Source organism: Affinirhizobium lemnae (assembly GCF_022968395.1).
Lineage (GTDB): Bacteria > Pseudomonadota > Alphaproteobacteria > Rhizobiales > Rhizobiaceae > Neorhizobium > Neorhizobium lemnae.
Genome location: NZ_JALJQZ010000034.1, coordinates 1 through 12444, shown reverse-complemented (window position 1 = coordinate 12444; position 12444 = coordinate 1). Strand labels below are relative to the sequence as shown.

Genomic DNA, 12444 nt, shown 5'->3' with positions numbered 1-12444 from the left:
GACCGGCCTGCAACATCCCCGATGTCAATGACCCCTGTCGACAAGGAGAATTGCGACGCATAGACCTCGACCAGTCCGTTTGCCACACAGCCTCGTGCCCAAATTGGGGATTGTTTTGCAGGTGTACCGCTCAGAACGGCGGCTCGGCCTCCAGGCGTCCGTCTTGCTCCGCAATGATGATGGCAAGTTCGGCTTGAGCGCATTCGAGCTCCGCTTGGATCTCGCGGCGCTCGCTAATGTCAAAGGCGTTCCGCAATTCAGCGCGCAGTTCCTCGATGTGCTGTTCGATCGTCATCGTCGTCATCTCCTGATGTTTGAGAAAGATGACGATCGCGGGCGCGTCGATCGGACAGGGTCAAGGATCGCGCCAGCGACCGCGCGGCGGCCGGTGGGGGAGCCGAAATGCGTCAGCATTTTGGGGGAACCGCCGGGTCCTTGAGGCTGCGCGGTCGATGCGGCACCCTGCTAACTACTGAGGAGACCTATACCCCTCTCGTGTGGCACAATAAAAGCCAGAGACGGGCTCGATGCCTGTCGCTGGCTTCATCTGGCAGAAGGTTTGGCCCCGCCTTGCGGGCGGGGCCTGGCGATCTCAGTCGCGGTTCGGGCGGGACCAGATCAGCTGGTAGCCATCCTCACCTTCAACCGCCGTGAGCGTCGCGTAGATCGGAGCAGGGAGGCTCGGATCGTCGATCTTGACCGAGAGGTAGTCGCGGTCGCTCTCGCTGGAGCGCTTCTGCCAGGCCGCGCCGAGCTCTACGCTACCGGCAAAGATGCGAAACTGGGGGCCCTTGTCCGATGGGTTCTCCACCCGTGCGATGCGGGCTTTGACGTTGAGTGTGAGAGTGCGGATCGAGCCGGTGAAGCCATTTTCGGTTGAGGTGAAGGTGCCGATGGTAGCCATTGTCGTAATCCCTTTTTGTTGTTTCGGGCCGCTCCATTGCGGCCTCGATGGCAGTCGCAAAGGCCGGTGACGATCTGACCGCACCCAAAGGGCCGTAACAGCGTGAAGGGCGGAGCGAAGAGACTTTCTTGTTTCGCGAGGAATGGCGGCTCCGCCGTCAGGGGATGAAAGTCTCGTAGCCGCGTTGCGGGATAATGAGCGAGGCGAAGCCGATCTCCGGTCAGACCTGCCCCATCGAGCCCGCACATGGGCCAGGTTGATTGGGCAAAGGGAAACGGGAATCGCGGCTCTGCATATTACAATTGTCGACATCGGTTTCTGGCGCCGACGACGGCCAGCCATTTGGCATATTGGTTTGCACAATGCGAAGATGAGCCACGCTCGCCGGTGTTCAGCTCCTGACACTAATAGGTATCAGGGATCGCTCGTTGTCGCCTTCTCGAGGATGCGGCGAATTGACGAGTGGCCAGAGCCCTCGATCCTGTTCTCTTCGCGCTTCCACCGACTGGAGACGCCTACAAGTTGTGGCTTCATCCCCAACAACACCGAGCGGCCGCTTACCGGGAACCCCAAAATTGCGCCACCGCTTTTGCCGGTCGGCTTTCTTGCTTTGTTATGGCCTTTAACATCATTAAATGCCCCTTCTTTCCAATCGAACAATATCGAAACCTTGTCGCCCATCATCTCGCTGCCAAAATTCGAATACACTTCTATCGGCGTATGAAGCGCATTTTTCTCCGGGCGTTTGGTAGAAGACGCTGGATAGCCGACAACAGACCCATAAAACTTTCCTCCACTAAAGCCCCCCGTCGCAACAGTTGATTCTGACAGAGGCTTGATATGGGAAAGCATAGCCAAATCTTTGATGGAGAGGCGCATCGCAGCAAGATCGGAAGCCGCTTCGAGCCAGAAACCGCTATCAAGCCAGTGTGCTTCTCCGCCTTTTCCAAACACAAAGAGAGGGACATTGGCATTGTCGGTAAGCACGTGAGCTGCGGTCAACAGGATGGTCTCGCCTCTATACGAGACTAGAATGCCACTGCCCAGCAAGCATGGACGCAGATGGCTATCCTCACCGCAGATCGGAATCACAGCTCCTCTGAGCGCCTCGATCTCTCCATCCACGAATGCGCGCGACTGGGCATCGATCGGAAGCTTGACCTCCAGACTTACACTTCGGTCGTAAAACCGGGTAATCCATGGGAATTTTGGCATCAGGATTTCGCGCCTCGATTTGTCGTTGTCCCGTTAGCGGGATCTTTCGGTCTGGTCGCCTCGGCCGGCGGAGGGCGGTGCTGTTGCGCGGGATCACTCCCGACTTTCGATGGCACGGTTTCGACGGCCTTCTGTGAGACTATCTTTTTGCTGGCCTCATGGGCGCGAAAATCGACCAGCGTGGCATGGACCCTTGCAACGTTTACGATCAGCAAGCTGACCAAGATCGAACCGAACAGCGCGATACTGAGCGCGGCAGCTTCCATCAGCTTTGCGAGTGACGGGCTCGTCAGAGCTATCATCATTGCTGATAGGCGGACATAGAGGTAGACCGCCATCACGATGGCGGATAGCCCAAGCGACGCCAGGACGGTGTCCAGTTTGAAGGTTGCGATACTCCGTCCGCCTAGGAGCTCTCGGGCTCGGACGACACGTTCTGAAAGGGACGCGCGTCTGGGCAGTTTCCATCGTAATGGCCAGAGCTTGAAGCGTTTGACCACGCTACATATCCAGCCAAAAGCGCCCACATAAACCGCGAAGGCGATGCTACCGACTGAGCCCTCGAAAATGTTCTTCAAGTCAAGAGAATATAAAAAATTCAAAGTGCACTCCGATCAACATAAGTCCTTTCCCTCTTGATACATTCCCGGTTTATTTTCTCTTGCTGCACAACCGGCAAATCACGAGCGCGACGACGGACACCCACCGGACGCGCTTATTGCCGCGAGACTGAAGATGAAAGAGCGGAAAAAGCATCGCTGACTTAGGAAGGTCTCGCCTCATTCCATGCCTGCGGCAACACGTTCCTGTGTTTGCCAATTGAAACCGTCTTATGGAATGCGGCTCATTCAGGTGCCATATGAGGCACCGAAAGCCCCGCCTTGCGGGCGGGGCCTGGCGATCTCAGTCACGGTTCGGGCGGGACCAGATCAGCTGGTAGCCATCCTCACCTTCAACCGCCGTGAGCGTCGCGTAGATCGGAGCAGGGAGGCTCGGATCGTCGATCTTGACCGAGAGGTAGTCGCGGTCGCTCTCGCTGGAGCGCTTCTGCCAGGCCGCGCCGAGCTCTACGCTACCGGCAAAGATGCGAAACTGGGGGCCCTTGTCCGATGGGTTCTCCACCCGTGCGATGCGGGCTTTGACGTTGAGTGTGAGAGTGCGGATCGAGCCGGTGAAGCCATTTTCGGTTGAGGTGAAGGTGCCGATGGTAGCCATTGTCGTAATCCCTTTTTGTTGTTTCGGGCCGCTCCATTGCGGCCTCGATGGCAGTCGCAAAGGCCGGTGACGATCTGACCGCACCCAAAGGGCCGTAACAGCGTGAAGGGCGGAGCGAAGAGACTTTCTTGTTTCGCGAGGAATGGCGGCTCCGCCGTCAGGGGATGAAAGTCTCGTAGCCGCGTTGCGGGATAATGAGCGAGGCGAAGCCGATCTCCGGTCAGACCTGCCCCATCGAGCCCGCACATGTTGCGCCACATCGGTCGGAAAAGGGGATACGACATTGGCGATCAGCGCTGGTTTCAACGGAAGTGGAAAAGCCGCAGACTGCATCTCCCGGCCATGGAGGTCGCATTGTACACAGCCTCGTGGAGCCCTCGGGCAAACCACGCTTGCGAGCATAACGCGCCGTTATAGAGTTGCGCTGCGATTCTTCGCTTGGAGGAAAAATGCGTCAGCAGACAAAGTCGTTTATCGTCGAAATCAAGCAATCCCGGAAACCGAAGCCTAGTAATCAGAAGCCGTCGATCTGGGGAAACTTGGATATGCGGATCGACGATCCTGTTGCGCCTTCTGATGACGCTGCGGAGCCCGCCGCCACCGCGGTGACGACCGGCTCCTGACGGACGGATGTCATGCTGCAGCTTTCTTCTCCCCTTCACTCTGCAGCGAATGTAGGAATGCGACCGCGCGCTGCGCGTGAGCCGCAGCCTGAAAAATCGCTCGCTTGTCGTTTGCCAGCACATTCAGCCACGACTGCAGGTAGGACGCATGATCGGGACGTGGCTCGAGCTCAGGCGCGATGCCGAGATCGGCGCAAAGGAAGCAACTGCCGAGCTCGGCAATATATCCTGACAGTCAATCACCAAAGGCACCTGTGAGGATCCAAGCGGTCATTGACAACAGCTACGTCTCCAAGCCTTTTTACCGGATGATCAACATCGAAAAAGCTTGCCCTATCGTCAGCAGAACCACTGAACGGGGGCTGGAGGTCCTTGCCTTCATGCACCCTTCGGCGGGGAACCAGTTTGTGAAGGGGACGATTGAGAAGGGGGAGCAGCCTCGAAATGCGGCCGAACGTGAACTTCTCGAAGAGAGTGGCTTGGTCTGTCCGTGTGCCATGGAACCACTTGGCAGCCTACCTATAGGTCCGGACAGGACCCTCTGGCATTTCTTTGCATGGCATTCATCCGGACTTCCCGACAGGTGGCATCACGCTGCCGAGGACGATTTCGGCCACACGTTCGCGTTCTTCTGGCATCCGATAAAGTCACCGCTTAACGAAAATTGGCATCCGATCTTCCACGAAGCCTTCCAGTTCTTCGCTAGTCGTCTCCGTGCGCCATGACCGCTGCTGGCGCATCCCTGCCAAAACCTCTGGTCGGCCTGAAGCGACTTCCGGTGTCACGAAAATTGGATGGCCTGACGTAGGAGCGCGATGGTTTCCGACACCGATGGCCCTTTAATTGGCGGCGGATCAACTCGTTCGCAGAACTCTCGCCAGACGAATAATGTCAGCTCTGCGCCGTCAGTTGGCGTCTCCCCCGGACCGTCCGCGAACTGTTGGAGAACCCGGTAGCGATCATCTTTCCAGAAGAGATCTTCAACCCACTCATAGATTGGGATCGCGTGAAAATGGATCGGATACCCTGGGGAGTGCCCGTAACGGCCGATGTAGACCCGTCGGGCGCCGAGCGCATTCAGCGCACGCTGGACCTTTGCGAACACTGTCCCCATCAAGCCTAATGCTTCGGCAGACAGCTCGCTTAGATCATTCGTGGGTTTGGACGAAGCAATCATGAGGTAGCCAGGGAGCGCCGAATTGATGCGATGGTTCACCGACCAGCCAGAAGTCTGGGCGATATGATATTGCTGAGGAATGCCATGGTCTTTGCTCATATCCGCACTTTATCAGGCACAATTGCCGTCGCAATGACTGGGTTGGCGCAATGTGGCCGAGGTGGATGTCGCCTTGGCCTTGGTCCGAGACTGACGCGCATGCATCCAGTCGGCTGCCTGCTGCGCCTTGCTGGCGGCGGTGAAGATGGCCTTGGGGTCGTCCTTCAGGACCTTGAGCCACGAGGCAGCATAGGCGGCATGATCGGGGCGCGGATGGTGGGCGATGCCCAGATCGGCCAGGACGAGACCGCTGAGAATTTCCACCAGGCACTCTTCGGCGGCATAAGCAGCCGATCCAAAGCGCCCGGAAAGATCGCGGTCGAGCCTGTGCTTGGAGCCGCTGGCGTGCCCGCATTCATGGAGCCACACCCCATAAAATGACGCGGCGTCGTGGAACGAAGTGAACGGCGGCATGAACACGGTATCCGCCGACGGGCGGTAATAGGCTTCGGACCCGCCGAACTCAGTCTTGACGCCCAGGTTGGCGATGAAGGCTTCCGCATGGGCGAGACGTTCGGCCTCGGGCAGCGTGGGTGTTGCCGGACGCTCGTAGCCGTCGACCTGCGTGACGTTAAAGACGGAGAATGCACGGGCGAACATCCGGCGTTGCCCGTCATCGTCGTCCTGCCGAGAAACCTGGATCTCCCGCCACAGCACGACGGTCGTGGAGCGCTCTCCTTCACGCACCTGCGCGCCGGCATCCTGCCATTGCTTGTAGGTGCCCCAGAGGCCGTCTCCATATCCTGCGGCAAAGCCGGCGGCCCAGAGCGCCAGCGTGTTTATGCCGCGATAGCGCTTGCCGGATGAGACGTTGGTCGGACGCGCAATGCTGGTCCCGTGGTGGAACCAGGGCGCACGCCATTCGCCGGCACCTTGCTCGATTGCGGAAATGATCTCGGCCGTGACGCGGGAATAGACGTCGGCGCGCTGGGCAGAGGTAGATGTGCTGGACATTAGGGAATCTCCTCGGCCGGCGGCGCGAGCCTCTCTCGACCCTTCAACCGACCGCCCGACTCCGGCCTTCCTCTTCCTCTCCTGCCGCCCATTCGTGCGGCTGTTCCTCATTTTTTGTCTTGTCATGATTGTTGCTCCTTCTCCGCCGGGGCCTGTCCCGGCGTCGGAGCAGCGGATTGCGATGTTTCAGGCGTGGCCGTGCACTCGCAGAGCCGAAGCGCAAGCGGAGGACGGCGTCAGCCGTTGCGCGGATGCGTCGGGCATCGCGGGCTCCGAGCACGCCGGGCGGGCCACCGGCGCAAGCAGCACCCAACTCCCCTCAGGAACCGGGTGCGGATCGGGCGTCGCCTATGCCGGCGAGGACCGTGTTCGCCCGCTCAAGATCCTGCTGAAGGATGCTTCGTTGAAGCGTGGACAGCCGCTTCTCCTTCAGCAGGTCTGCGGCTTCCTGTGCGGACCGGGCCCATGCTGACCGGTGCCTCGAGGTGATGCAGGCATTTGGACAGTGGGTCGGCTGACAGAGTGCGGTTAGCGGCCCTTTGACACCGGTGACCTGCTTCAGGCAGACGGCCGTGCCGGGATCGAAGAAGCAATCGGCCAGTACGCCGACATGAAGGGTCCGCGCGAGGCTCGCGAGCATGGTGCGCAGTCGGGCGCGATCAGCGATCATGGCCGGAAGCGGCCCGAGATCATCCGATACGCTGTCGAGCGTCTTCGCGATCCGCGCCGCCGCTGGCCCCGACAGCCTGGCTCCGGCCTGCCGCTCGTCGAAATAGATCAACAGGTCATCGAGCTGGCCGAGGCTACGCTGGTTCTCGACTTCGGCCCGAAAGCCGGATCGGCTGGAGCCGGCATATCCCTCGAACGCCGCGACGGACGCATGCTTGTACTGGATCATGCCGGCGATGGTGCCGAACGGACGGTTGGCAATATGCCATGCGATCGTGCGTCTGAACTGCCGCGTCGTGATGCGCCATGGCTGTCCACCTGGCCCGTCCGGGATCGCTGGCGCGTCCGGCGTGCCGAACAGGTCGTTGAGGTGGTCACGGAAATGATTGAGTTGGCGGACGATCTCGGCGGAGAGGTGGTCCTTGCAAACAGGCCTTGCGATCAGAACGGGCCAGAGCGTCGTGAGGCCGCGGGCGGAAGCGACCCGAAAAGACAAGCGTTCCAGAACCTCGACAGCTCTGGCAACGGGCTCGATGGTGACCCATTCGGCAGGTTCACCCTGGGCAGACTTGCCCTTATAGGCGACGGATTGGACGCGATGGCGCATGATCACGCCGTCGTCGCTGCGCGTCAGAGAAACGCATCCACGCTGCATCGCTTGGACTTCGCAATCTCGCATGCCGGTCAGATAAGCACAGAGAATATAGGCCGCTGATTGCAGCATGCGCTCTTCCGCCGACAGGGTCTTGGCGTCGAAGCGAGACCGCCAGGGCTTGCCGGTCTCTGGGAGAATGGAGATGGGTGTATCCATGCCGCCAGTCTCGACACCGAGCTCGAGCACCGCAGCTCTGATCTGGCGTGGAGCGCCGTTCGTGAGTTGAATGTGCATCTTCGGCTCGGCCAGCGTGTCGATACCGATGTGCAGGTGAAGCAGGTGGGCGTTGACGGGTGGTGACAGCTCTCCTGTCTCGGGATGCCGGAGAAATATGCCGTTATGGGCAGTGCCCCAGACAGGCACCCCGCGACCTTCACTGCGCAGCCGCCCGAAATAGTCCTCAAGCCGCTTACGCTGCTGGCGCCGCCGGTCTTTACGTTCGAGAACGCTGTCCTGCTCGCTGAGTGAGGCGCAATGGGCTTCGAGGTTGTCCATTTCCTCGCGGGCTGCGAAGAAATCGGCGGCGAACTCGGTGACATACCGGATCGACCAGGCCAGCAACGGTGAGATGATTGCCTCGGGAATGCGCGGCGTCCGGTTCTCGCGGACGTGACGATAGCCCGCGACACGCGCTGGTGATCTTCCGGTCCAAGGTTGAAACCGCAGTCCTCCGGAGGGCAGATGGTCGCGATAGAGGAAGAGATCGGCAGGTACTTCCAGTAATTGCGCGACAATGACGGGCCGGCGGGCACGATCGGCACTGAGATGGCGGGCATAGCGGTCCAGAAGCGGCTGATCGACCCGGTGAAGATCGACAACACCGAGTTCATCACGCACGAAATCGAAGAAGCGCCGAGCTCGGTTGAACGCCTGCCGAACACTGCCAGGAGGAAGTATCTTGCGGTGACCCGGCAGATCGACGTTCAGCCGGGCATAGAGGAGTTCGCGCAACGCCTCGCGGACGCTCGTATCCTCGACAGACCCGAGATGCACGGTGACATGACAGCGACGGGCGCTCTCGCGAAACACGGCCGGGCCGAGATCCCAGCTCGGATCACTGTAGCGCGACAGAGCGCCCCGATCGAAACCAGGCTTCAGCGGAGCGGTCGCTAGAACCGGGCGCAGATCGTATTGCCGGGATGAAGCTGCTGGCGATAGTCCCGTCATTGGCCGGCCTCCGGCGGGAGATAGAGGGGATGCACTTCCGCCTCGCGACGGGCTGCGGCAACCACACTATCGGGGAATGCCGGCAGAACCTGCCCAGCAATGCGAGCATGGGCACGCCCAAACTTCATGGCCCAGTCCGCCGCTGAGAGACCCGCGCGCTGCTCTTCGATAAACCGTAGGAACGCAATGATCGCCGGCAGCTTGCGCGCGGTGATGACAGCGTTACGGCATTCGAGACAGCCCCAGAAGGGTTGCGGGCAAGACTCGCCTGGGTCTCCGAACGGGCTGCGGTCAAACCCGGAGCATGCCGCCAGCCAAACGTCCTGCTCGCCACTCAGGATACCGTCTCGGTTCTCGCGCCCTTCGGGCATCGCATCGCATTGCCGCCAGGAATCTTCCTCGGCAGGCGCCAGAACGATCGGAGCTGCAGCGGCCGCGACTTCTGAGAATGCCTCGGCAATGGTAGCTTCGTGTAGCGGTCGCAGCGAGGGGATATCCGCGTAGTGGCGAGCAGCGATCTCCGGCGTATGCCCGATGGCGAAGCGGGTCATGTGCCCCTCGGTCTTGAGATACCAGAGCGCCTTGTGGGTCTTGCGCAGCCTGGAAAGAACGAGACGAAGAGGTTCACCATTGTCATCGACGATCCCATGGCCTGCGGTCCATCGGTCGACAAGCTCATGTGGATGCTCGATACCCGCCCGGAGCTGCGTGGGCCCGGTGTAGTAGTAAAGCCAAAGGCAATTGCTCGGGACAAACTGCCTGGTTAAGGCCGTTGCCTCGATCAGCTTGCGGATCAAACCGCCCGGTGTTCCAATCCCGCCGTCGCGGACGCGAATGTGCTTGTGCTCGGCGCCGCGGGCACGGCGCTTGACATAGGCAATCTCGACGGTGCCAGGTCCAGGGTTCTGGAGACAATCGACCGTCAATGCCTTGCAGCACTCGATCTCGAGGCCAGTCTCCAATGACAGGAAGGTCAGTAGAGGCGGAATATCCATTGCGCGCAGATGGAAACGGGCGTGCAGATCCTCGGAAAGGGTCGATACCGGAAGACCGCGACGCAGCCTCATGAAATAGAGGCTCTTGAATGCACGGTCCCCACTGCTGAGCCTGCCGGAGGCGACGATCCGGGCATTAGCCTCATCGGTCACTCTGCGAAGTTTGGGATAGTTGTCGTCTTCATCGAGCGGCCTCCCGATCCGCCGGAATATCCTGGCGAGATCGCCACGGGCAGCGTCGCGAAGCTGCCGTGCAACGAACGGGCTATAGGCATCACGCGGTCGGGATCGTCCGGCCGATTGTGCGCTGGTGTAGCTCAACCGATGACGAACCCCTTCATCCAGAAGGCCAGGTTGGCCGGCGTCGATCGAGCGTAGAGCGAGGATGGCTTTGGCGAGAACAGTGTGTCGGTGGATCGGGGTCATCCCTCCAGCTTCTAGGAAATGCTCATATCCATCGAGATGGCCCGCACGCAGATCGGCGGGCGTCGTTACCGTCGAGTGCTCGCGCAGATATGCGAAAAACCGAAAGTACGCAGCGACATGCTGCTTGATGGTACTCCGCGCGCCGAGCGGACCCCCAAGCTCGGACTGCCGGCGTAGAGCCCCTGCGAAAGCGACGGCGACGGCTCGCGGACGCTCGCCGACAAGATCAACCTCGACGGTTCCGCCATAGCGCGCCTCGATGTTGAAGCGCAGGCCGAGCACCGGATCGCTGGCGTGTGGAGGAACAACGCCATCAGCTGGCGCAAAACGAACCGCAGTTCCCTTGCGTGGGCGCCCCCTCACAGCGTGGCCTCCGAGGGGAGCAGTCCCAGGAGCTCTTCGACAGCCGCATCGACGGTATCAGCGCGCGTCGCGATGTGGTCCAGGTAAATATATGTTGTCGCCAGGCTGGCATGGCCCAGAAGCCGTTGCACCTGCTGGAGAGGATCACCAAGAACTTGCCGATATCCCTCCATCGGCCCGGCAGGCAAGGCAGCATCGCGGAGGCGGTGCTGGATGAGCATCGCCAGCATGTGAACGGCGAAGGTGTGACGGAGTTGGTGCGGGCTGATGCTGATATCGAAACCGAAGGATCTGCACCGGCTGGAGGCACGGGCGAAAGCGACTTCCCAGGAGTTCGGCTGCACCGGCAAGCCGATCTCCGAAAGCCATAATATCGCCGGTTCGCCCGGTGTGCCGTCGCTGTCGCAGACAATGATCCTACCGCGCTCCTCGGGGTCTAGCAGGTCGAGTGCGATATCGCCGCCATCAAGCAACCGCAGCCGGGCAGCATGCCGATCCCGATGAACGAAGATCGGCCGGTCGATCGATTGCCACGCAGAGCGTTGCTGGAACTTCGTGACGGCATGGGCACGTTCGACATCGACATAGGCACGTACCTGTTCTAGCAGTCGAGCGGGAACAAGAATCTGGCGGCCGCGATCGCCCTTCGTCTGGGCGTCCGGCAAATCCAGCCAGACCTGACGGCCGGCACGGTGATCGGCGAAGACGAGATCGGAGGTGAAGAGAGACGACGCTTCTTCCAGCCGAAGCCCTGTAGTCACTAGGAGATCGGAGAACAGCGCATTGCGGATACCGTTGCGATCTCGGGCGCCAGGGCGTGTGTGGCCGTCAGGCAAAAGCGTTTTGAGGCCGACATCCCGAAACCGCCGATAGTCATCGAGCGTGACGAAACTGACCGCTGCCCTGCGCGCGGCGGGCTCATAGGCATCGTTCCGCGCTGCCACCTGTGACCGCCGCCCAGCGTGCCTCCGCCTCCAGACCGAGCGATGTGTGAAGGGTGCTTCCGCGATCAGTTCTTCCTGCACACCCCAGCGATATAGCCGGTCAAGGCAGGCGACGGCGCGGTTCCACGAGGCAGCGGAGATGCGTTGTCCGGCGTCGGCGCGGCGCCGGACGCGATAATAGGCAAGGACATCATGCCGGTCGGCCTGCCATATCGTCTTCGCGCAGGCTTCCGAAAGAAAACGAGCCCAGACGAGAACGTCGTAGCCATAGGCACGAAGGGAATGGCGGGAGCGAACACCGTTGAGAGGGAGGTCGCGGAAAAAGCGATCCAGATCAGGATCGTATAGCGCCCCGTCGCGGAGAATCATCGGGACATGCGCGTCCAGACCGTCCGCCGATCTTCGCTCCTGAACGGTAATGCTTGAAGCTGCTACACTGTCCACAAGTTGTTCAACCTTCCCCCGGACCCCCATCCGGGGAGCCCAGCATCAACGAAGGAGTTCAACTTGCCCGGCACTCTCCAGGCCGGCCTCCGCCAGCTATTTGGGAGCGCTGCGTCCGGCCTGGAAAGCGCCTCCGTCAGCGTGTGCATCAACCAAAGCATGAAACAAAGAGTCGGTGCAGACTGTCAAGATAAGGCGACGAGCTCTTCACGGGCTCGTTCCGTCCGGTCCTTTGCATAGCGTGACAGGTCACGCCCAACTCGATTTTCTGCCGCAGTCCAGTGCGTTGCCTCATGGCTGAGGACGGCCGCGTATCCTGCCGCATCGCGAAACGCCTCGAATGGCGGCATCTGGATGTAGTCCATGACGGGTGAATAGTAGGCCTGATTGCCGCCGTGGCGGATGACCGCGCCGGTCGCTTTGAAGAAGCGATCGGCGCTCTCGATGCGCTCGACAGGATCTTGCACCTTGGCCGGCGGGGCATAATAGGTGTCGGGAAGACCATCGATCTGCTCGAGTAGGGTAGGCTGGCGGCGCCTCAATGAGGACGCGGCTCAGCCCCCCTCCGAACCGGACTTGCACCTTTCAGCGCAT

12 protein-coding genes and 2 pseudogenes are annotated in these 12444 nt (G+C 60.6%); 2 read left to right on the top strand and 12 right to left on the bottom strand.

Annotation, left to right across the window (positions count from 1 at the left end; genetic code table 11):
* Positions 1-130: 130 nt before the first annotated feature.
* The 5 genes from MUU53_RS17525 to MUU53_RS17505 form a co-directional block, all read right to left on the bottom strand.
* The gene (locus MUU53_RS17525) at positions 131-295 is read right to left on the bottom strand and encodes a hypothetical protein (protein WP_172891004.1); all 165 of its coding nucleotides are present in this window, start codon (positions 293-295) and stop codon (positions 131-133) included.
* 297 nt (positions 296-592) lie between these two features.
* Complete coding sequence (locus MUU53_RS17520) at positions 593-904, bottom strand: DUF736 domain-containing protein (RefSeq protein WP_113469637.1); 312 nt, start codon at positions 902-904, stop codon at positions 593-595.
* 414 nt (positions 905-1318) lie between these two features.
* On the bottom strand, positions 1319-2119 hold the full coding sequence (locus MUU53_RS17515) for a serine protease family protein (protein ID WP_112636448.1): 801 nt from the start codon (positions 2117-2119) through the stop codon (positions 1319-1321).
* Positions 2119-2619, bottom strand: coding sequence for a hypothetical protein (locus MUU53_RS17510; RefSeq protein WP_172891001.1), 501 nt, complete (start codon positions 2617-2619; stop codon positions 2119-2121). The genes MUU53_RS17515 and MUU53_RS17510 overlap by 1 nt, the downstream gene beginning before the upstream one ends.
* Positions 2620-3022: 403 nt before the next feature.
* A complete protein-coding gene (locus MUU53_RS17505) occupies positions 3023-3334 on the bottom strand; it encodes a DUF736 domain-containing protein (RefSeq protein ID WP_113469637.1) in 312 nt (103 codons plus the stop codon).
* A gap of 449 nt (positions 3335-3783) precedes the next feature.
* Between MUU53_RS17505 and MUU53_RS17500 the strand changes: the two genes are divergently transcribed.
* The gene (locus tag MUU53_RS17500) at positions 3784-3957 is read left to right on the top strand and encodes a hypothetical protein (protein WP_162760714.1); all 174 of its coding nucleotides are present in this window, start codon (positions 3784-3786) and stop codon (positions 3955-3957) included.
* A 10-nt stretch (positions 3958-3967) separates the two neighbouring features.
* Here MUU53_RS17500 and MUU53_RS17495 read toward each other — a convergent pair.
* A pseudogene (locus tag MUU53_RS17495) lies at positions 3968-4180 on the bottom strand (zincin-like metallopeptidase domain-containing protein); the annotation flags it as partial.
* Here MUU53_RS17495 and MUU53_RS23410 point away from each other — a divergent pair.
* The gene (locus tag MUU53_RS23410; protein ID WP_425524257.1) at positions 4137-4682 is read left to right on the top strand and encodes an NUDIX domain-containing protein; all 546 of its coding nucleotides are present in this window, start codon (positions 4137-4139) and stop codon (positions 4680-4682) included. The pseudogene MUU53_RS17495 and the gene MUU53_RS23410 sit on opposite strands and share 44 nt — an antisense overlap.
* A 56-nt stretch (positions 4683-4738) precedes the next feature.
* Here the strand turns inward: MUU53_RS23410 and MUU53_RS17490 are convergent, their stop codons facing one another.
* The 6 genes and pseudogenes from MUU53_RS17490 to MUU53_RS17465 all read right to left on the bottom strand — a co-directional run.
* A complete protein-coding gene (locus MUU53_RS17490) occupies positions 4739-5233 on the bottom strand; it encodes an HIT family protein (RefSeq protein WP_247262051.1) in 495 nt (164 codons plus the stop codon).
* 12 nt (positions 5234-5245) lie between these two features.
* Positions 5246-6187 (bottom strand): ArdC family protein, encoded by a 942-nt coding sequence (locus tag MUU53_RS17485; protein ID WP_247262050.1) that lies wholly within the window; start codon positions 6185-6187, stop codon positions 5246-5248.
* A gap of 319 nt (positions 6188-6506) precedes the next feature.
* Positions 6507-8678, bottom strand: a complete 2172-nt coding sequence (locus MUU53_RS17480; RefSeq protein ID WP_247262049.1) for an integrase — start codon at positions 8676-8678, stop codon at positions 6507-6509.
* Positions 8675-10462 (bottom strand): hypothetical protein, encoded by a 1788-nt coding sequence (locus tag MUU53_RS17475; protein ID WP_247262048.1) that lies wholly within the window; start codon positions 10460-10462, stop codon positions 8675-8677. The genes MUU53_RS17480 and MUU53_RS17475 overlap by 4 nt, the downstream gene beginning before the upstream one ends.
* Complete coding sequence (locus tag MUU53_RS17470) at positions 10459-11880, bottom strand: tyrosine-type recombinase/integrase (protein ID WP_247262047.1); 1422 nt, start codon at positions 11878-11880, stop codon at positions 10459-10461. The genes MUU53_RS17475 and MUU53_RS17470 overlap by 4 nt, the downstream gene beginning before the upstream one ends.
* A gap of 155 nt (positions 11881-12035) precedes the next feature.
* Positions 12036-12368, bottom strand: a pseudogene (locus tag MUU53_RS17465) (zincin-like metallopeptidase domain-containing protein); the annotation flags it as partial.
* Positions 12369-12444 lie beyond the last annotated feature (76 nt).

Coding starts and splice junctions, on each gene's coding strand:
- MUU53_RS17505 (WP_113469637.1), bottom strand. CDS start 3,334: ATGGCTACCATCGGCACCTTCACCTCAACCGAAAATGGCTTCACCGGC.
- MUU53_RS17485 (WP_247262050.1), bottom strand. CDS start 6,187: ATGTCCAGCACATCTACCTCTGCCCAGCGCGCCGACGTCTATTCCCGC.
- MUU53_RS23410 (WP_425524257.1), top strand. CDS start 4,137: ATGCCGAGATCGGCGCAAAGGAAGCAACTGCCGAGCTCGGCAATATAT.
- MUU53_RS17500 (WP_162760714.1), top strand. CDS start 3,784: ATGCGTCAGCAGACAAAGTCGTTTATCGTCGAAATCAAGCAATCCCGG.
- MUU53_RS17490 (WP_247262051.1), bottom strand. CDS start 5,233: ATGAGCAAAGACCATGGCATTCCTCAGCAATATCATATCGCCCAGACT.
- MUU53_RS17520 (WP_113469637.1), bottom strand. CDS start 904: ATGGCTACCATCGGCACCTTCACCTCAACCGAAAATGGCTTCACCGGC.
- MUU53_RS17515 (WP_112636448.1), bottom strand. CDS start 2,119: ATGCCAAAATTCCCATGGATTACCCGGTTTTACGACCGAAGTGTAAGT.
- MUU53_RS17470 (WP_247262047.1), bottom strand. CDS start 11,880: ATGGGGGTCCGGGGGAAGGTTGAACAACTTGTGGACAGTGTAGCAGCT.
- MUU53_RS17480 (WP_247262049.1), bottom strand. CDS start 8,678: ATGACGGGACTATCGCCAGCAGCTTCATCCCGGCAATACGATCTGCGC.
- MUU53_RS17525 (WP_172891004.1), bottom strand. CDS start 295: ATGACGATCGAACAGCACATCGAGGAACTGCGCGCTGAATTGCGGAAC.